The organism is Photobacterium sp. WH24 (assembly GCF_019204055.1).
GTDB lineage: Bacteria > Pseudomonadota > Gammaproteobacteria > Enterobacterales > Vibrionaceae > Photobacterium > Photobacterium arenosum.
The window spans coordinates 105409-125910 of the sequence record NZ_JAGSOZ010000011.1; the positions used below are offsets into that span (position 1 = coordinate 105409).

Sequence of the window (20502 nt, forward strand, 5' to 3'; positions counted from 1 at the left end):
GTCGCTGATCAAGACCAAGATCTTTAAAGTGCAAAGTATTGCTCCGGTAAAACGCTCTAAAACAAGAAAATTTCCCGCTGATTGCTTGTGACCTGGCTCACAGCCGGAAGAAAATTTAGCGGCGGATTATACCATAGTTATCCTGATTAACCACGACAAGATAACAGAGCACCGTACAACACATTCTGATCATCGCTACTGTGTTAAACCGTAGTCAAAGACAGTAAAGCCTGAAACAAAATGGCCCCAGTCATCACTGAGGCCATTTTCGTTTTGGTTAGTAGTACGCTGTTAATGTTTCGCTATCACGCGCCATCATGCACCAATCACGCCCCCGTCCTCCCGGGTAATCATCATGATAGTCGAACGCGGTTTGGTGTTACCACCGTAAGGGAAATGCGATGGCGCGCCTTCTTCGCCTGGGTGCTGAACGCCCACGAACATGGTTTTGTTATCCGGCGAGAATGCCAGCCCCGTAATTTCACAAGCGACCGGCCCGGTCATGAAACGGCGCACTTCACCCGTCATAGGGTCACCACACAGCATCTGATTATTGCCCTGCCCGGCAAAATCGCCTTTGTTCGAATAGTTACCGTCAGTCTGAATCCACAAGCGGCCTGCGCTGTCGAACCCGATGCCATCCGGGCTGTTAAACATGTTACCGGCATTGATATTGTCGCTGCCGGCGTACAAGTCACCATTATGAATCGAAGGATTGCCCGCAATCAGATACAAATCCCAGACAAAACCTTCACTGGTATGATCGCCATTTAATGGCATCCAGCGCAAAATCTGACCATAGTTGTTCTTAGCCCGTGGATTCGGACCACCAACGGGCTGCCCTTCTTTTCCACGGTTCTTATTATTTGTCAGTGTACAAAACACATGCTTATTGTCCGGGTGCACAGCCACCCACTCAGGACGATCCATAGTTGTTGCACCTACCTGAGTGGCAGCCCGACGAGCAAAAATCAGCACTTCAGCCTGATCATTAAACCCATTTTCCGGTGTTAAACCATGCTTACCGAACGTCAGTTCGAGCCACTTCCCCTGACCTTTCAGCTGATCGTCATTCATACCGAACTGGGCAACATACAAAGTGCCTTCTTCCAGCAATTTGCGGTTAGCGGCATCGTTACCTTGCTGAAAACGGTGCTTAGAAACAAATTTGTACAGGTGCTCACCGCGTTCATCATCGCCCAGATACACCACAACATGACCATCTTTATTCAGCGTCAATTCGGCATTTTCGTGTTTAAAACGGCCTAATGCCGTACGCTTCATTGGCGTTGACTGTGGATCACTTGGATCGATCTCGACGATCCAACCAAAGCGGTTGGCTTCATTCGGGTTTTTCAGTACATCAAAACGTTCATCATGCTGATGCCATTTGTAATCACTGGGTGACGCTGAAATGCCATAACGGGCCTGATCCGCGTTAACATCCCCCTTTGCATCACTGCCGAAGAAGTCGTCAAAGTTTTCTTCACAAGTCAGATACGTTCCCCAGGGCGTTAGGCCGTTTGCACAGTTATTGAATGTACCCAATGGTTTGATTCCTGCCGGATCCGCCTTGGTTTTCATCAGTTCATGACCCGCGGCCGGCCCTGTGAGCATCATAGGCGTATTGGCAGTAATACGACGATTTCGTTTACCGCTTTTATCAATAGCCCACTGTCCGTTTTTGCGCACAACTTCAACGATAGTCACACCGACGGCTGCCTGTGCCTTACGCACATCATCCGCCGTCATGTTGTCGCCCTGGTGATCAAACAAATACTCGTAGTTGGTGTATTCATTATTGATAGCCAGAACGCCGCGATCTTCATTGATTGCAAAAAAGCTCATGCCATCTGTGTTATCACCGAACTGGCGCTCTTGTGCATATGAATCCTGTTTTCCGCTTTGGTCAAATTCAGGCGCACCGGGAAAGATAGGATCGCCCCATGACATCAGCGGAGTTGCTTTATAGCCTTTTGGTACAACTACTGTGTCTGCGGTAGAAGCGGGTACGGCTTCAAAATTCAGCAGGGAGGATGTCGGTGAAGCAGCCACTGCGTTGGCTACCGGGTTTAATGCCAGAAATGCCCCTGCACCTGCAGCAGCGGTTCCAGTCAGGAAATGACGGCGCGATAATCTCGCCTCAATCATGTTAGTTAGTTGCGAGTCCTGCTCATCACGCTTCCACATTGTATGCTCCTTATTATTCTTCGCATATCCAAATAGGTTTAACGAGCGGAGCATATGCACTAAATCTTACAAACTCATGAAGATTATGTGTCTTAACGATGAAAAGGCATTGAAAAGCAGTGAGTTAATCGTATTGCGCAAGTAAAAAGCCGCCTTCGGCGGTGGTTTAGGGGTGACAATAAAAAAACGGCCTGTGTCGGGCCGCTTTTGCAATACATATCGCTACTGTCAGTGGCTGTCCGGGTAGCCTTGCGGGTTCTGCGACTGCCAGCGCCAGGTGTCCTGCGTCATTTGATCGACAGTACGGGATGCTGCCCAATGCAATTCTTTCTTTGCTTTGCCTGGATCTGCCCAGCATTCTGCTATATCACCGGGACGTCGTGGTGCAATCTGGTAAGGCACCGCTTTCTCTGAGGCTTTTGCAAAGGCTTCAACCATTTGTAAGACGCTCAGACCATTGCCAGTTCCCAGATTATAAATATGCAGACCGGCTTCTTTCCCTTTGTGCGTCAGTGCTGCCACATGGCCATCCGCCAGATCGACAACATGGATATAATCACGTACACCCGTACCATCAACCGTTGGGTAATCATCGCCGAACACAGACAAAAACTCTCGACGACCCACAGCGACCTGAGCAATGAAAGGCATGAGGTTGTTGGGAATCCCCTGAGGATCTTCTCCCATTTCTCCAGACTCATGCGCCCCTACCGGGTTAAAGTATCGCAGCAGTGTGATGCTCATTTGAGGATGAGCATGCTGAATATCCGTCAGGCACTCTTCTACCATCAGCTTACTGCGGCCGTAAGGGTTGGTCGCGCTGGTCGGGAAGGATTCAAGAATAGGCACACTCGCCGGATCGCCGTATACTGTGGCCGAAGAGCTGAAGATGATGCTGTTCACACCGGCTTCACGCATTGCTTCAACCAACACAAGCGTTCCGTGAACATTGTTGTCATAGTATTCCAGTGGCTTGGCAACCGATTCACCCACAGCTTTCAGACCTGCAAAGTGAATCACTGATTCAACATCATTCTCACGAAATACTTTATCCAGAAATACGCGATCACGAATATCACCTTCAAAAAACGCCGGTCTGACGCCGGTCAGTTTTTCAATTCGCTCCAGCACAGTCTTCTTGCTGTTATACAGGTTGTCGACAATGATTGGGGTCATTCCCGCTTCTATCATTTGTACGCAGGTATGACTGCCAATATACCCCATACCGCCCGTGACCAGTACGCGCATACAATCTCCTTGTTTTTTAGTTCTTCATTATGCTGCAGATGCTGAGTATATCAGAGAATCTTCAACCGTCATCTGACGCATGGCTTGTGGCGCTTCGCTCGTGGCCCACAAATCGAGAATTTCTTTGTAATCAATACCCGGCATTATTGCAGCGATAAACACTCTGCCCAGCCTTCAGTGTTACACTGGCTGACACATTAAGTTATGAAAACACATAGAGGCAATATGAAATCACAGACCCTGTGCCAATGGAAAGGCTTTTCCGTAGAACAAGGGACACACCAATTGCCGGATGGACGCGACATCACTTTTACCACAGTCCGCCATCCGGGCGCGGTGGTCATTGTGCCTGTCACGACGCATGGGGAACTGGTTCTGTTACGCCAATACCGTCCAGCAATCGGACGCTGGATTCTGGAATTCCCCGCAGGCACTCTGGAAAAAGGTGAAGAGATAGCATATTGCGCGAAGCGAGAGCTGGCGGAGGAAACACAACTCGCCGCCAGTGAGTGGCTGGCTCTGGGTGAACTCCTGCCGGTTCCCGGTTTTTGTGATGAGGTTCAGCATGTCTTTCTGGCTAAAGAACTTTCACCGGCTGAAGGTGATCTTGATGCAGATGAAATCCTCGAGGTCGTGACTATGACTGTTGATACTTTCATCCAAAAGGTGGCCAGCAATGAGATTCAGGATGCCAAAACACTGGCGGTCTTTCTGAAATTACAGGTCATGGGCCTGATCTGACAACAAGCCACAATTTTTGTATTTCACATCATCAATATTAGCCATATGGCTAACTTTACAATTATTCACCTGTAAGTTAGCTATATAGATAACTTACAAACAATCAACTACACTGTTTGCTATATGGCTAATAGGATTTCAACATGGCCAACAGAGAGAGCATAGGTAAAGCAATAGCCGCAGCAAGAAAAGCCAGAGGTGCGACACAGAAAGCCATGGCAGAACAGACAGGCATTAACAAAACCACCTTGTCAGAAATTGAAAACGGTCGCTTTACCGGTTCCCTGGACATTTTCGAGCGCTACCTGGATGCCGTTGACTTGCAATTGCAAGTATCACCCAAGCAACATCAGTTGCCAGACTGGGATGATATCGACACACTGTTTGATGAGGGCTGAGCATGGCTCTTGATCACCTGCCCGCCAAAATAGAAAAGATAACGGTGTGCCTGGATGAAGACGAATTAGGCGTGTTAACACATGGTTTCGTTCATCATTATCAGCCGATACAAACTCCGCGCCATGTCTCTCTTACCATGACAAAGCCTAATCTGGATGGCTATTCCTCCGGTGCATTACACCCTATTTTCGCGCAGAATCTGCCCGAAGGCTTCAATCGCCGGTTCATTGCTGAAAAACTGGCAAGATATGCCCGAGTCAATGACATGTATCTGCTCGCACTGCAGGGCAAACACAGCATAGGTATGCTCAGCTACCAGAGCGAATTGCAGCTTCCGGAAGCCGACTCGGTATCCCTGACTGACATTCTGACTTATCAGGGTAGCACGCCTTTGTTTCCGCAACTGCTCGAGAAATATTACCTGCACAATGCGCTGGCCGGTGTGCAGCCTAAGGTCAGCATTCCCAAAACAGGCCGAACGGTTGAACAAAAAGATCTGATCGTTAAATCTTTCGATGCGGAGTTTCCGTTACTGACGGTCAATGAATATATCTGTATGGAAGCGGCACGCCATTGCGGCTTAGCGCCGCCAGCCACCTCTCTGTCCGACAATATGGAAACCTTTATTGTCGAACGTTTTGACAAACCAGATGACCAGTTACTGGGATATGAGGACTTCACCACCTTATTGAAAAAACCCAACAACCCGGACGCCAAATATACCGGCAGCTACGAAACTCTGCTCAAAGCAACCCACCTGTACACCAATAGTTTGGCTGAGGTGGAGAAAATGTATAAGTACATTGTCTTTAACTGCCTGATCGGCAACGGTGATGCACATCTGAAAAACTTCGCATTGCAATACACACAAGACATGCAACACATATTTGTCTCCCCGCCTTTTGATATCACCCACACTCTGATTTACGACACCATTGACAATAAAATGGCACTCAAAATGGCGAACAGCAAAGTCTTCCCGGATAAACACCATCTGTTAAAACTGGCAGAGTCCACAAGTTTCAGAATTCGGCAGGCCGATAAGATCATTGAAGAGCTGGCACAAGGCATCACAGACTATTTAGATCGATCAGATGAAATATTGTTAATGGAAGGGCTAAAAACCTCCATAGGTAAGTCAGTTTCTGAAACCATGGTATCCAGCTATAGTGCAAAGTCGTATCGGCACGAAAAAAAACGTAAGTTCGAGTAATTCACCTGAAACAATAACATGTGTTAACATACCATTCTTAAGCAGGATATCACGCTGTATATTTCAATTTAAAATGTTAAATAAACTCCTACTTACCTCTATAGCAGACACGTTAATCGGTGTTAGCAGCCATCAATTAAATCTATCTCAGCCTTGCCATAAGCCATCATTAGACAAGAAAATACCAATCGCAATGTTTATAAATCTCTCAAACTTATAGACAACAGAATCCTAGTGCATAATACAAAGCTGTTAGTGATTTTTTCAAAGGCAATATAGAGAGAACTCTCTTACAGTTACGACTGTGACAGTAATTAAATTACTAACACATACAACGTCAGAGCGTTACTTAACAGTACGCCAATATAAGAAAATTAATAAAGGAATATCAAAATGAATATAACAAACTGTAAAAAAAATACTTTTCATTGGCATGGGTACTGAGTGTAAAACCAACTTACTCCATAGAATTGCAAGAGAACTTATTTAAAGGAAATATTATTTTCTCTCATAAAAACATAAAAAACATATCACAGCTACAATTTAGAGACACACCTGACTTGATCATCATTGATGCTATCAACAATGATTTCGAACTCATAAAGATCACAAAAAATGCGCTAACAATTCGCTTTCTACTGCAACAAACAACACCACCTGACTTCATTGCAATCATTAACAGTGAATACAATCACAAGAAGCAATTATTTGACATAGGTATCACTGATTACATTAGCTGCCCATTCATTAGCAAAGAAATTAACTACAGAATAATGCATATACTGCATTCCAATGAAAAAACAAACAACACACACCAAAGTAATGAATCCCTACCTGAACAAATAAACAACAACCGGGATTCCATGGACTCACAACTTATTTTAATTGAGAAGTGCATAAAACACCTCAATGGTGCGATATCAGAAGATGTCAGGCTAGAAACGCTTTGCCGGATACTTGGAACAAACAGAAACAAGCTCAATCAAGTATTTAAGGATCACTTAGGTATGACTGTCTTTGAATGGTTAAGAAAACAGAGAATGCATAAAGCAGCAGAATTACTGGAAACATCCTCTCTCAACATTGTTCAGATCGCAGAAAAAGTGGGATACATGGACTCAAATAATTTTTCAACGGCATTTAAGCGTATTTACCATAACTGCCCTAGCCAGTTTAGAAAACAATTTAAATCCTCTATGCAAAGTTAAATTCTGGCTCAAACGGCCATAAATCATGCTTAACTCAAAGTTATAGATGATTTCATGAAAGGAAAATAAATCAGCATGACATAACATTAAGTTGTTCTTGACCAAGTAAAGGCCGGACCAAAGAACAATATATAGAACTATCTACTACAACGTCAGAGAAGGAGCTTTATCATGGCAGTTAACGTACAACAAACAGGAGCTATCAACAATATATACCCTGGCTCACCTAATGTGTTTAATAACAATCAGAAAGAAGCAGTTTATAATGTTATAGGACAACTGACCTATGCAGATATCTACCGTAACAACGCAGGAACGATTGTCCAAAACCAAACCATGCGTCTGGATATGCAGGGAACCTTTATGCAAGGTAACTATCGTTTTCATAACCTTCAGGTTCAGGTCAATGGTGTGAATGGTAACAGCACTGTTGCTCACGTCAATGTTTCTGAAGAAACAATGACCAACGATCAGCCCAACCAGCAGGGGGTATTAAGAAAAGTGCAATCAGCACTGAATCAAAGCTTTGATAATGCTGCAAGCTATCAGGTTACAGGTACAGCGCCATAATCAATCCGTCTCCCGCACAAACAGAAAGCCCATTTTATGGGCTTTCTTATTTTAAAAATAAAGTTCATCACATTAAAAATCAAAAATAATGATATCGGAAAGAAATTAAGGTATTAAACAAAGGTTAATAGTAGAAAATACCGTTATCTTTAACCTGTGCCTGAACAACTCAAGCACCAAAATCAACGAACACAAACGTCAGTTAATCTATGAGGAAAAGAACATGTCACAGTCACAAATCAACTTAAACTTCATTAACCGCTCTAATGATGTCAACAACAGCGAAGTGGTTATTTTCCAGAAAAATGTCGCCGAGAGTTTTGACGAAATAGCCATTGCCTGGCGTGTTATCCAAAACTGCGGGCGTAATGATAACCATCCTTTCGTTTATCCTTTGAAATTCGAAGTCTGTGCAAGTGATTCCTTCGGTAACTACACACCACAGATGACAGCTTACGACGGGCAGGCCTATGAAATGGTAAAAGATACATCCGGTGATGTACTGCGGCTTGCCAGTACACCCGCCGTATCTCAACAAGAAGTTGAAGTACGTAATAACCTGAGCAGTGGTTCGATTAATGCCAATATCTATCGTGACGGAAAGCTACTGGCTGCTAAAACCAATGTTTCACCGGGTCAGAAAGGGGTCTTCCAATTCCATCCAAGCATTTTCGTCGGGGTTGTTTCACAGGTGGTTGAAGGCGAAGTGATGAATTCAGCGATTATCCAGCAAGTCAACACTGAAATTAACCTGTTCGGTATTCAAAGTGCCGATCTTGTTATGACCGGTGGTGGTTCAGGGCCAACCGCCTCACCTTTTGAATTCCATCTGGAAAACATCAACAAATAAGACTGAATAACCCAGGTGTTACAGCTGTGCCTGTAACACCTGCTTCAATCCATTTTTCTGCGAAGAGACACTATTATGACTGATAATCAAACAAGCCCGGCTCCACATACCTGGCAGTCTGGCGACTGGAAAGAAAAAGCCAACATTCAGGCTCCGTACAATGGCATTCAGATCACCGGCAATCCGCAATATAGTGATAATGGCACATTTATTTCAGCGGCCATTACCATTACAGATTATACGAATGATCCGGCTGGCATCAGCAGTGACATTCAGGCATTAACGATCGCTCAAGGACAAATGGACATTCCTGTACCTGAAGCTCCGACAGATTCCGCTGACTCTGGCAAAAGCAATGAAACGACACATTCAGATCCAGAATCAGCTACTGCGCCTGATAGCAGCAATACAACAACGGTAGAGGCCACGTCAGACCAAACCAGCGCTGAGCCGGAAAATAGCCAGGATGTACAATTGGATTCAAGTGGTAACAAACGCAACGATTTTACCGTTAAAGGATGGATTGCTCTGGAAAGTAATACCATGGATATTTTTCTGAGGGTGCATTTTATGTACGGTCTCGACCCCTTTCAGAAAGAAGAACTCGGTTACATTATGGGCTTCAGTGCTTTATTACAAAGTGCCGACTGAGATATTCAATCGTTCAATTAAGTGGGGGAAGTATGCAAACGGATATCTGCTTTCGCAATTTATCATTGAACACTCATTTACCGAGTGTCACCATCTTTCAGCACAATCATCTGGATGAAGAAACAAGATGCATCGCATGGAAAGTCATTCCGTATTGCCAATTCCGATGGCGTCACCCGTTCAGAGTAGAGACAAGTTACAGTTACCGGCTCTGTGATAACCATGGTAATTACAGTGTTGCCAGAAATGTATCCCTGGAGAAACTCCCCCACCACGATGAACATGGCCTGCTCATTACTCAAGACAGTAATATTCTCAGTGCGATGAAAACCACTGATAATAAATATACAGGTATTCAGTTACTGAAGAACAATCGCGTCATTGCGAATAACGCATTGAGTAATGGCTTTCAGACTTCGTTTCTGCTGAGTGACAAGTTTTTTATCGCAGCAGATCTGCGGACATCACAAGGTAACCTCATACACCCCATCAATATGAACGTGAGTCTGACAAGCTTTGATATTCACGATAATACCAGCATTGATATTACTATGACGGGTGGTCAACCGGGGGCTGAGTCCAGCCCCCTGACGTTTCAGATTTCATCCACTTAAGACACAGTATCAACACCAGATTTAGCTAGGTATGACGCCATTTCTTCCGGTGGTACCATGCCACCGCCCGTTGCCCAGACAAGATGAGTCGCATTTTTCATTTTCGGGTGATCTAACAGCATGCTAGCGACATAGTCATGATCCCGGCTGACATGCACGGGACCGGGCATACCCGCCAAGGCAGACGGCTCCAGTTCAATGCCCTCGCTTTGGGCTAACTGCCCCAACAAACGGTACATGTGCTCATCCGACAGCGTGAAATACCCGTCCAGCATTCTCTCCATAGCCCGACCGACAAAACCAGACGCCCGGCCCACTGCAAGCCCATCGGCCGCCGTTAAATTATCCAGGCCAATATCCTGTACAGAGATCGCATCGTGCAAACCTGTATGCACCCCCAGTAACATACAAGGTGAATGGGTGGGTTCAGCAAAAATACAGTGGACGTGATCGCCAAACGCCATTTTTAATCCAAAGGCAACGCCACCCGGCCCGCCCCCGACGCCGCATGGCAGATAAACAAACAGCGGGTGCGCATGATCAACAACAATCCCCTGCTCTTCGAATTGCTTTTTCAGACGTTCACCGGCCACAGAATAGCCAAGAAACAAGGTACGGGAATTTTCATCATCAATAAAAAAGCAGCGCGGATCTTTCTCTGATTCTTTGCGCCCTTTTTCTACCGCAACGCCATAATCCTGTTCATACTCCACCACATTCACGCCATGGTCTCTGAGCTTCTGCTTTTTCCACTCCCTGGCATCCGCTGACATGTGAACCGACACAGAGAAGCCCAGTTTGGCACTCATAATACCAATCGACATCCCCAGATTACCTGTCGAGCCGACCGCAATACTGTATTGGCTGAAAAAATCCCTGAAAGCATCCGAATGCAATTTACTGTAATCATCGGAAACAGACAGCAGCCCGGCTTCTGTCGCCAGTTTTTCAGCGTGTGTCAGGACTTCATAAATACCGCCCCGCGCTTTGATCGAGCCGGAAATAGGCAGATGGCTGTCTTTTTTCAGCATCAAACGACCCGCAATCTCAGTGCCGTAACAAGCCTCAAGACACTGCTTCATCGCAGGAATATCAACCAACTCAGACTCAATCAAACCGTTTGTCTTTGCCGTTTCAGGAAATACAGTTGCCAGAAATGGCGCAAATCTCGCCAGCCTGTCACTGGCATCCTGAATATCCTGAGCATCTAAGCCTACGTAAGGTAAGGCTTCACTCACACTGGTGACAGCCGGGTTAAACCAGCACACTTCCTCCAAAGCAGTCAATTGATTAAGTAATGGGTAATCAGCCTTAAGCTTTTCCACATCATTGGGAGTCATTGCGGCTTCCTTTTGGTAACTAAAGACAACGAAGAGTTTACTGAGCAAAGTGATTCTAAGTGGAGTGATGACAGATGAAAAGCAGCCTCTTACAAAGACACAAATATGCAACAAAAATAAAACAATGATCACAAATGAGAAACATCCATGAGGCGGGGCTGAAATTTGCCACTATGATTCCAACTCATCGGAGGTCTAACAAGGAGTGTGACAATGAAACAGTTAATCAGCTTATTCATCTGCTGTATCGCAACCTTTACCAGTCAGGCAGGTACCAGTACTGCTGGTGTGTCAGAAAAAGGCTACACAGAAACCCAATACCCCATCGTACTGGTTCATGGTTTGTTTGGTTTTGATTCCCTGGCTGGAATTGATTATTTCTACGGTATTCCACATGCGCTCAATAAAGACGGCGCGACCGTCTATGTTGCCCAGGTCTCTGCCACAAACAGTAGCGAATTACGCGGTGAGCAGCTATTGGCGCAAGTGGAAGACGTGCTGGCCATCAGCGGCGCTGAAAAAGTGAACCTGATCGGACACAGCCACGGGGGCCCGACCGCCCGCTACGTCGCTTCAGTTGCACCTGAACTGGTTGCTTCTGTAACCAGTATCGGCGGTGTGAATAAAGGTTCGCGCATTGCTGATATTGTCCGGGGCACGATACCGGAAAACTCTCTGCCGGAAGGCATCGCCGTTAAACTGGCACAGGGACTGGTCACCTTGATCAACCTTCTATCCGGCGGCAGTGAATTACCGCAAGATCCGCTTAAATCACTGGCTGCTCTCACCACTGAAGGCTCGCTGGCATTTAACCAGAAGTATCCGGAAGGTATCCCCACAACCCGATGCGGTGAAGGAGACTATATCGCTGGCAATGGCGTGTATTACTTCTCGTGGAGCGGTACAGGTAACTTCACCAATGCGCTGGACCCGACCGATGCCGCAATGGCTGTATTAGGTCTGGCATTTGACGAACCGAATGATGGTCTGGTAGGCCATTGCAGTTCGCACCTGGGCAAAGTGATACGTGATGATTATAAGATGAATCATCTCGATGAAATCAACGGTTTGCTGGGCATTACGCATTTGTTCGAAACCGCGCCCACCACACTTTACCGCCAGCATGCGAACCGTTTACAGCTACAAGGCTTATAAATAATGAAAAAGACCGTACTTTCACTCATAGGTGTAGTTGCAGCAGCGAGTGCGGTCTGTTTCTACTACCCAACGACCTCCGATACACCCGTTATGCAAGTGCCTTCCCAGCAAGACACAAAGGTAGACACTTATTCATCTCGCGATACTTTTGATTATTTTCTGTCGGGACTTGGCGAGGCAGATCTAGAAACACTAAAGACACATTTCAACACTTACAATACCGGACAGCCGGAGGCTTATCAGCTGGACAACGACTTGTTCGAGCGATTCATTCAATATCGGGCGGCACTGAGCAATCTTAACCCTGACAACAGGCATCCATTAAATACTGAAAGCCTGCAGCGATTGAACGATCAGGTGATGCAAATCCAGTCTGCATTTTTCAGTATCGAAGAACAGCAAAGGCTGTTTGGCGAAGAAAATATGCAGCGCCAACTCGCCTTACGGCAGCTTGAATTAAAAGATCACATAATCAATCAGGACGATTACTACAATGCCTGGGAGCAGGAAATCAATACCCTTCCACCTGTCATGCAGCAGAGCTACCGAAATGCAGCCATGTTGTCGCAGCTGCAAGCTACAAACTCGCTAGAGGAACAGGACAGATACCTGAAACAGCAAGCATTAGTGGGGCCTGAAGCCGCTGACAGACTGGTAACTTTGCGCAAAGCACGGGAAGCATTTCAAACTAAGCTGGAGCACTATTTTCAGCAGCGGGATGCAATTTTAGCGGATAACAACCTGGCGAAGGAGGAAGAGCAGCAGGCGCTGAATGACCTCAGGCAGACCACATTTACTGCCAGCCAGATCCGCCGTGTTCAAGCTCTGGAATCTATCCGGGAGACTCAATCAGTCACGCCAGTTCAGTAACCCAGCGAGAGTGAATAGCGATACGCCCTGACTGTCCGGCCAGGGCGTATCGCTAATAAACAAGAAGTGACAACAATATCAGCCTTGCATCAGTCTTTTTGGGGACGTTTGTTTTTCGGGACGTAATTGAGCACAGTCACCGGCACAGGTTTTTTCGGCGCAAAACCTTCGACTTCCCGACGCTCAATCAAATGTCCAAGACGACTTTCGATCATGCACAGGTTTTTGAAGTTATCTTTTGACACAAAAGAGATCGCTTCACCTGTCGCATCTACACGTCCGGTTCGGCCAATACGGTGTACATACTCATCTGCCGGGAATGGCAAATCGTAATTGACCACACGTGATAATTCTTCAATGTCGATACCACGGGCGCCAACGCCAGTCGCTATCAGATACTTAATCTTGCCTGCTTTAAAATCCGCCAGCAATTGAGCACGTATAGCCTGGCTGCGGCCACTGTGAAACGCTTCGGCTTCAATACCGCGCTTTTCCAGTTGAGAGGCCAGTTTCGCTGCGCCGTGCTTGGTTTCGATGAAGATCAATGCCTGATCCCACTGATTTTCCTGAATCAGATGACTCAGGAGCGCAGATTTTTTGTCTTTATCAACCGTTATTAACCATTGTGAAATATTCGCTTTTGATGCCTGATTGGCCGCGATGCTTATTTCATACGGGTTATTGACAACCGATTTTGCCAGATCCCGCACCTTGTTCGACAAAGTAGCAGAAAACAACAGAAACTGACTATTGTCTGGCAGACGATCCAGGATCTTGTTGATGGCTTCAATAAAGCCCATATCCAGCATCCGGTCCGCTTCATCCAGCACCACCATCTCGATTTCTTCGAAATACACGGCACGCTGACCATACATATCAATTAAACGGCCCGGAGTGGCTACCAGCACATCCACACCGTCGATCAGACGTTGCTTTTGCTGCTGCTCATCGACACCGCCGTACATCGCCAGCGACGTCAAACCAAGGTGCTTACCGTAATGGGTGACCTTTTCTTCCACCTGCATCGCCAGCTCGCGGGTTGGCACCAGAATTAGGGCTCGAACGCGCTTTTTACGCTGGGTCTGACCTTGACTCAGTCTTTCCAGTATTGGCAACACAAAACTGGCTGTTTTACCTGTACCTGTCTGGGCGGCAGCAATAAGATTCTGCCCTTCCAGTATCACAGGAATGGCTTTCGCCTGAATCGTTGTCGGTTTTGTGTAACCCAGTTCGGCCACTGCTTTATTCAGTGGTGCACTAAGTCCGAGAGTAGAAAATGGCATGTATCGCCCCTGGTTGATCTGAACGCGGTAAAAGTAGAGCTGCCCCTACATCAAGCGCGGGAGTTTACCACGGAGTCTGCTTACCAGTGAGAAGAATTATCTTCCGATCTCCCTCTCTAAACATTGAGAGGGAAACCGAGGCTAAATCAAACCCTCTGTGCAACGTCTGTACCCGCTTCATCTTCCGGCACAATATCGGTTTCCAGCAATGCTTCTTTCAGCCAGGCTTTCACCGATGCCGACTGCAACACTTTATCCATATAGAGCTTGCTGAGATCGGACACTTCAATGCCATAGGTTTTAAAGCGAAGTACGACAGGCGCAAACATACAATCAGCGATACTCCACTCACCAAACAGCCAGCCACCATTGTCACTGTATTTCAGCATCTGTTCACGCCAGATCTGATCAATCCGGGCGACATCATTCTGCGCCGCCTCAGACAACTCAACATGCCGTCGGGCACGGCAGTTCATCGGCATTTCATTGCGCAGTGCAGTAAAGCCTGAGTGCATCTCACAACTGATTGCCCGCGCTTTCGCTCGTTCTGCGTTACCCTGCGGCCAGGCACGTCCCTGACAATAAGTTTCATTTACGTATTCACATATCGCCAGCGAATCCCAAACCGTGACATCACCATCAATTAGCACAGGTACTTTCGCAGCCGGTGAGTAAACTTCCAGCGTTCGGTAAAAATTGTCGGTAAACAGCGTGAGCTTATTTTCATTAAAAGGTATACCATTCTGAACCAGCATCAGCCAGCCACGAAAAGACCAGCTTGAATAGTTTTTATTGCCGATAATCAATTGCATATCTTGCCCTCATACTGAATAGCGTCTAAACATTTCAGTACACCCTACGCCTTTCTTGGCATAGTGACTAACGCATAATTCTGATAGCACATATCAGGATTCAGAATGTATATTCATCCATTTTTATGCCGTTATGAACTCATACACTCAACTCATACCTCGTATACCAGAATGTTTATGACCTTGAGCGCATTTTCACACTTAACATTTAATCTTTTTGCGAACCGCTCTGCAGTTTAAAAAACACCTGCAAAAAGAGTGAAAATGACAGGGGGAAACGACACTTAACCTACAAATAAACCATTCACATCAATAAGTTACACCTGTACAATCGCCAGACATTCTTTGGTCTCTTCGATAAAAACACTATGTCGCTTATTAACAATAAACCCAAACGGTTTGTAAAAGCGGGTTATAAACCACTGGAAGATTATAGCTCGTCGAACAAACCATCAGTCACTGCATCCAATAAGACTCAGCAACCTGTCGCTGAGTACGCATGTAACCTGCTGATTTATTGTTCTCTCGATGAACTCAGCAGCTTGCAGGTTGGCTGCTGGCTCCTGAAACGTACCGCCACAGAAAACGCGGTGACGAGCTGGGAAAAGTCACCAGGAAAGAGTGGACACAGCGTACTGACTGCTTACTGTATTGAACAGGAAGAAAAACACCTTTTGCACGAGGTTTTCCAGCAGGCGGGCTTAGCCTCCTCTTATACCATTCAGCCTCAGCCAATAAACACCGGCCATATTAACGCAGAATTTGTACCGGTAAAGTTAGCCGTACAATTGGAAAAATGGCTTGGTTGGCCCACCCTTGGCTACTTTTATTATTTTTGCGACAACAAGCTGGCTAAAGAATGTAAACTGACCGGTGATGACAGGTGGAGCTTTCAATTTACCCGCTCTGACGCCACAACACTGACCGACGAATTATTGTCTGATCATCATTACAGCAGCCTGCTGCTGCCTTATAAAATCGAAGGGCAGCCCGTCTCAGATCAGTACATACTGTTTCGCAAACAAAAGCTCTCTGACGACGAGTTTGCCAAACTCTCACCGGCCTGGCTGCAAGAGCATGCCGTTGCGCTGGATATGCAGAGTATTGTCGCCAGCCGCACGCAGCCACTACTTGAGCGCAGCACTCAGGAAACCGAACCGTCAGAAAACGCCGCCGCGAAAACACATCACACAGTCAAAATGCGGCCGGATACCCGACAACGTGAAAGCTGGCCGGATATTGCAGAACAATACGGTCTGACTGCAAAGCAATTACTGGATCTGAACCCGCAGTACAACGATGATCCCCTTAAACTACAAATCGGCGATACTTTACAAATCACCGAGCTGAGCAGTAACACACAGCCCAAACAACCCGATGCCCCCTCTCCGCTCACCGACATAGAAACAGGAAAAGCTTATCCTTTTGGTAATGTGTGGGGCACCTACAACCAGCGCTACATGATGCCGGACCTGCTGCATATTCAGGCGAACAGTAAAATTCTCGCCCATACACCTGTCGTCAATACTACGCAGGTAAAACAGCGCATCCTGCGAATCGGCGTATTCTTCGACGGCACCGGCCAGAACAAAGACAATGACTTGTATAAAGAGACCTATGGCAACAAGTCCCGTTCGAATATTGGGCGGTTGTATGAGGCTTATCCGCAAGAAGAAGGTAAATCTTATGCTATTTATGTCTCAGGAGTGGGAACGGTCGATGGTGCGCATCAAGATCCAACTCTAATTGATATTGGTGACGACGAATCAGGTATCGGTATGGGTTTAGGCGTTTGGCATAAAACAGGTGCATTTACAAAATGGCAAAATTTGATTCAACAACTTTCCACAATAATTAGAAAAGCCATTGCAGTTGGCTATTACAGTGAAATCACGGACATTGAGTTTGACGTCTTTGGTTTCAGTAGAGGGGCAGCTTTATCACGGCATTTCGTTAATGCAGTAAAAGCAGGCTTCCCAGACTACTCTCGTAAAAGAGATAATGGTAATCCAGTTAGCATCATCCCTAATTTGTTAGGTACTGAAAAAACAGAACAATTCGATGAAAATACAGGATATGAAATTGATCATTCACGCAGTGTAAGCGTTCGTTTTCTTGGACTGTTTGATACAGTTGGATCCTTTTATTGGCCGGGAAATGAAGATGATGGCGAATTTCAACTCCAGCTTAAGCCTGACTGTGCGCAGCGAGTTGTGCAGTTGTGCGCACATCATGAATACAGAGTGAACTTTCCGTTAACGACATTGAAAACCAACGGTACACTGCCAGACAACTTCTATGAAGAAATTTTCCCTGGCGCACATTCTGATGTTGGCGGAGGCTACTCATCAATTGAACAGTATGGAAAGCAAGGGTTAAATGAACGCTATGGTCTGCCTGTCGATACCACATTTAATCGTGAGCTTGTAAAATCAGAATCATTTGAAGGAAAATATATTCATACCAATAAGGGTTATACCGAGATCCGAAAACATCCTGATGCCAGCATGGTCGCTCACATTGAATATGTCAGAACACAAAGGGAAAAGGACTGGAAAACACATTGTATGACGAAATATGGACAGTATGGAGCTATTAAAAGAGATAAGGCCGTACTGTATTACTATCGGCTACAACCAGTAAACAATGCACTGTCTGGTTTGACTCAAGAAAGAATGAAACAGCAAGCAGCACTTATCGGAATTCAATGGAAAGAACTGGATTATGTTCAGCCAGCTGATTTCCATACAGATATCATTGCTAAGAATCTCTGGAATAAACTACACTTAAAACCTTTAGGCACGATTCAACCAATTGATTGGCAGCGTGAAATTGAACAAAATGGACATATTTTAATCCATCGTCCACACGACACAATGATCAACCCTGGCTGGAATTCAAGCTATGAATGGCTGGTAAATCGCCCCAGCAGGAATGACGATGACGAAATTGAAAGACAGGTTTTTGAAAATGCTTAAACTCTTGATTACATATATCTTTGTAGCTACTTTGTTTGGTTGCTCCTTTTCTCAAGCAACGACAATAGTAGCAAAAATTGGTAATGCAGGCAGCACTACCGGCTACCATAGTATTAGAGTAATGAATGTAAAAGATACGACAGGTGCAAATGCAGGTTTTGGGTATGGTGCAGTAAGCAGTTACAGTGGAAAAAGTGCAGATATTGGTGCTATCGGTACACCTGAAAAAATCACAGGATTTTGGGCTAAATACAATATAGAAGAAAATAAATTCTTAGCGTTTTACAATATAAATAAACAAATAGACAGTGAGCTTGCAGGGCTGAAAATTAATGCTCTCCGCAAATATTACAAGAGCTTTAAAACCGCAAATACTTCAATGCAATTAATTGTAGACGGCCCGCGCGTTCGCCTTCTTTACACAATGAATTGTTTTTCAAAACTGGATGACTGCACGCCAAGAAAAAACGCTGACCCCAATGGTTGGATTGTTCGCTCTCCGGATGACACCACCGAAGTAGTCGTACTCTTCGACGGCATTGGCGAAGCCTCCGATACTCCGTTTCCTGGTTCACCGTACGATAAATGAATAGCAAACTCTTCATCATACCCATGATTTGCTGCCTGTTTACAGGCTGTTCAATCACTTCAGCATCTAATGCCTCGATTGGAAATGCCGGAAGTACAACTGGTCCACATATTATTAAACGGATGACTGTGAGCGATACGAATGGCGGAAGGTCAAGCTTTGCTTATGGTGCCGTTAGTAGTTATCCCGGCGCTAGTGCTGATATCGGACGTATAGGAAAACCTAAAAAAATTGAAGGTTACTGGTCCAAAGGCTGGGATGATTATGAAAAGTACTACCATATTACGGCCTCAATCGACAGTAAACTGGCAGAAAAGAAAATCAGCACATTAAGAGACTATTACAAGAATCACGGGGATTATCTGGCAGCTATGGTACTTACTGTTGATGGCCCGCGCGTTCGCCTTCTTTACACAATGAATTGTTTTTCAAAACTGGATGACTGCACGCCAAGAAAAAACGCTGACCCCAATGGTTGGATTGTTCGCTCTCCGGATGACACCACCGAAGTAGTCGTACTCTTCGACGGCATTGGCGAAGCCTCCGATACTCCGTTTCCTGGTTCACCTTACGATAAATGAATAGCAAACTCTTCATCATACCCATGATTTGCTGCCTGTTTACAGGCTGTTCAATCACTTCAGCATCTAATGCCTCGATTGGTAATGCAGGCAGCACCACTGGTTACCACAGTATTAGAGTAATGAATGTAAAAGATACGACAGGTGCAAATGCTGGCTTTGGATATGGTGCACTAAGCAGTTATCCAGGTAAAAGTGCAGATATCGGAAGCATTGGTATACCTATGTATGTAGACGGTTATTGGGCTAAATATAATGCGGATAAAGATGGTTTTGCGGCTTTTTATCGTATTAGTAAAACTATTGACAGTAATCTGGCAAAGCAAAAGATTGAAGCACTTCGTAATTACTACAAAAACCATAAAACATTTAACACCACTATGCAGTTAGTTGTAGATGGCCCACGCGTTAGACTGTATTACACTATGAATTGCTTTTCTTATCGTATGGACTGCAGCCCGAAAGAAAATGCTGACCCCAATGGCTGGGTTATTCATCAGTCAAATGATGCCACTCAGCTCGTATTACTCTTCGACGGCACTGGCGAAGCCTCCGATACTCCGTTTCCTGGCTCACCTTACGATAAATGAATAGCAAACGCTTCATCATACCCATTATTTGCAGCCTGTTTACAGGCTGTTCAAATACCTCAGCACCAATTGCCTCGATTGGCACGGCAGGCAGTACATCCGGCGATCACAGCATCAAAAGGATGTACATAAAAGATACACAAGGTGGGGGAGCCAGTTTTGCTCATGGTGCAGTAAGTAGCTATTCGGGAGCTAGTGCAGATATCGGCAGTATTGGAATTCCTAAATACATTGACGGGTATTGGGCCAAATATCATGCTGACGAAGATGAATTGATTAATTTTTATCGTATATCGACATCCATTGACAGCAACCTAGCAAAGCAAAAAATTGAAACACTCCGGAATTACTACAGAATCCATAAAACATTGAATACAAGGATTAGAGTTGTCGTAGACAATGAAAGAGTGCGTGTTTTATATTCGATGAATTGTTATTCATATCGGATGGACTGCACCCCCAGAAAGAACGCCGATCCTAACGGTTGGGTAGTCCGCTCTCCGGATGACACCACCGAAGTAGTCGTACTCTTCGACGGCACTGGCGAAGCCTCCGATACCCCGTTTCCTGGTTCGCCGTATGACAAATAAAAGCTTACATAGCGCTTATAATAGATA

General features: G+C 45.5%; 20 protein-coding genes. 15 read left to right on the forward strand and 5 right to left on the reverse strand.

What is annotated here, in order from left to right; translation table 11 throughout:
* Positions 1-315: 315 nt before the first annotated feature.
* Both KCG43_RS14460 and galE read right to left on the reverse strand, forming a co-directional pair.
* The gene (locus KCG43_RS14460; protein WP_218385778.1) at positions 316-2190 is read right to left on the reverse strand and encodes a PhoX family phosphatase; all 1875 of its coding nucleotides are present in this window, start codon (positions 2188-2190) and stop codon (positions 316-318) included.
* Between the two features lie 228 nt (positions 2191-2418).
* The gene (gene galE, locus KCG43_RS14465; protein ID WP_192013675.1) at positions 2419-3438 is read right to left on the reverse strand and encodes a UDP-glucose 4-epimerase GalE; all 1020 of its coding nucleotides are present in this window, start codon (positions 3436-3438) and stop codon (positions 2419-2421) included.
* Positions 3439-3663: 225 nt separating this feature from the next.
* On the opposite strand from galE, the gene KCG43_RS14470 reads away from it, so the two are divergent.
* From KCG43_RS14470 to KCG43_RS14505, 8 genes are all read left to right on the forward strand, one after another.
* On the forward strand, positions 3664-4179 hold the full coding sequence (locus tag KCG43_RS14470; RefSeq protein WP_192013673.1) for an NUDIX hydrolase: 516 nt from the start codon (positions 3664-3666) through the stop codon (positions 4177-4179).
* A 143-nt stretch (positions 4180-4322) separates the two neighbouring features.
* Positions 4323-4577: a helix-turn-helix transcriptional regulator gene (locus KCG43_RS14475; RefSeq protein WP_192013671.1), complete on the forward strand. Its 255-nt coding sequence runs from the start codon at positions 4323-4325 to the stop codon at positions 4575-4577.
* 2 nt (positions 4578-4579) lie between these two features.
* Positions 4580-5791, forward strand: coding sequence for a type II toxin-antitoxin system HipA family toxin (locus tag KCG43_RS14480; RefSeq protein ID WP_218385780.1), 1212 nt, complete (start codon positions 4580-4582; stop codon positions 5789-5791).
* A gap of 428 nt (positions 5792-6219) precedes the next feature.
* Positions 6220-6999 carry an AraC family transcriptional regulator gene (locus KCG43_RS14485; RefSeq protein ID WP_192013667.1) on the forward strand — a complete coding sequence of 260 codons (780 nt, stop codon included), beginning with the start codon at positions 6220-6222 and terminating at the stop codon, positions 6997-6999.
* Positions 7000-7170: 171 nt separating this feature from the next.
* Positions 7171-7569, forward strand: coding sequence for a hypothetical protein (locus KCG43_RS14490; protein ID WP_218385782.1), 399 nt, complete (start codon positions 7171-7173; stop codon positions 7567-7569).
* Positions 7570-7792: 223 nt separating this feature from the next.
* Positions 7793-8419, forward strand: a complete 627-nt coding sequence (locus KCG43_RS14495) for a hypothetical protein (protein WP_120513075.1) — start codon at positions 7793-7795, stop codon at positions 8417-8419.
* A 75-nt stretch (positions 8420-8494) separates the two neighbouring features.
* The gene (locus KCG43_RS14500; RefSeq protein ID WP_192013664.1) at positions 8495-9070 is read left to right on the forward strand and encodes a hypothetical protein; all 576 of its coding nucleotides are present in this window, start codon (positions 8495-8497) and stop codon (positions 9068-9070) included.
* A 32-nt stretch (positions 9071-9102) separates the two neighbouring features.
* Positions 9103-9684, forward strand: a complete 582-nt coding sequence (locus tag KCG43_RS14505) for a hypothetical protein (protein ID WP_218385784.1) — start codon at positions 9103-9105, stop codon at positions 9682-9684.
* On the opposite strand, the gene KCG43_RS14510 is transcribed toward KCG43_RS14505, so the two are convergent.
* On the reverse strand, positions 9681-11024 hold the full coding sequence (locus KCG43_RS14510; RefSeq protein ID WP_218385786.1) for a D-serine ammonia-lyase: 1344 nt from the start codon (positions 11022-11024) through the stop codon (positions 9681-9683). The two genes, KCG43_RS14505 and KCG43_RS14510, sit on opposite strands and share 4 nt — an antisense overlap.
* A 213-nt stretch (positions 11025-11237) precedes the next feature.
* Here KCG43_RS14510 and KCG43_RS14515 point away from each other — a divergent pair, with 213 nt between their 5' ends.
* Positions 11238-12179 carry a triacylglycerol lipase gene (locus tag KCG43_RS14515; RefSeq protein WP_218385787.1) on the forward strand — a complete coding sequence of 314 codons (942 nt, stop codon included), beginning with the start codon at positions 11238-11240 and terminating at the stop codon, positions 12177-12179.
* A gap of 3 nt (positions 12180-12182) precedes the next feature.
* Complete coding sequence (locus KCG43_RS14520; protein WP_218385788.1) at positions 12183-13052, forward strand: lipase secretion chaperone; 870 nt, start codon at positions 12183-12185, stop codon at positions 13050-13052.
* An 89-nt stretch (positions 13053-13141) separates the two neighbouring features.
* Here the strand turns inward: KCG43_RS14520 and KCG43_RS14525 are convergent, their stop codons facing one another.
* Entirely contained in the window at positions 13142-14335 is a 1194-nt protein-coding gene (locus KCG43_RS14525) for a DEAD/DEAH box helicase (RefSeq protein ID WP_192013654.1), read from the reverse strand.
* 146 nt (positions 14336-14481) lie between these two features.
* Entirely contained in the window at positions 14482-15147 is a 666-nt protein-coding gene (locus KCG43_RS14530; RefSeq protein ID WP_192013652.1) for a glutathione S-transferase family protein, read from the reverse strand.
* Positions 15148-15515: 368 nt separating this feature from the next.
* Between KCG43_RS14530 and KCG43_RS14535 the strand changes: the two genes are divergently transcribed.
* The 5 genes from KCG43_RS14535 to KCG43_RS14555 are packed head-to-tail and all read left to right on the forward strand — an operon-like array spanning position 15516 to position 20475.
* The gene (locus KCG43_RS14535; RefSeq protein ID WP_218385789.1) at positions 15516-18125 is read left to right on the forward strand and encodes a phospholipase effector Tle1 domain-containing protein; all 2610 of its coding nucleotides are present in this window, start codon (positions 15516-15518) and stop codon (positions 18123-18125) included.
* Positions 18088-18714, forward strand: a complete 627-nt coding sequence (locus KCG43_RS14540; RefSeq protein ID WP_218385790.1) for a hypothetical protein — start codon at positions 18088-18090, stop codon at positions 18712-18714. Before KCG43_RS14535 ends, KCG43_RS14540 begins: the two co-directional genes overlap by 38 nt.
* Complete coding sequence (locus KCG43_RS14545) at positions 18711-19295, forward strand: hypothetical protein (RefSeq protein WP_218385791.1); 585 nt, start codon at positions 18711-18713, stop codon at positions 19293-19295. The genes KCG43_RS14540 and KCG43_RS14545 overlap by 4 nt, the downstream gene beginning before the upstream one ends.
* Positions 19292-19885 (forward strand): hypothetical protein, encoded by a 594-nt coding sequence (locus KCG43_RS14550; RefSeq protein WP_218385792.1) that lies wholly within the window; start codon positions 19292-19294, stop codon positions 19883-19885. Before KCG43_RS14545 ends, KCG43_RS14550 begins: the two co-directional genes overlap by 4 nt.
* Entirely contained in the window at positions 19882-20475 is a 594-nt protein-coding gene (locus KCG43_RS14555; protein WP_255558053.1) for a hypothetical protein, read from the forward strand. The genes KCG43_RS14550 and KCG43_RS14555 overlap by 4 nt, the downstream gene beginning before the upstream one ends.
* Positions 20476-20502 lie beyond the last annotated feature (27 nt).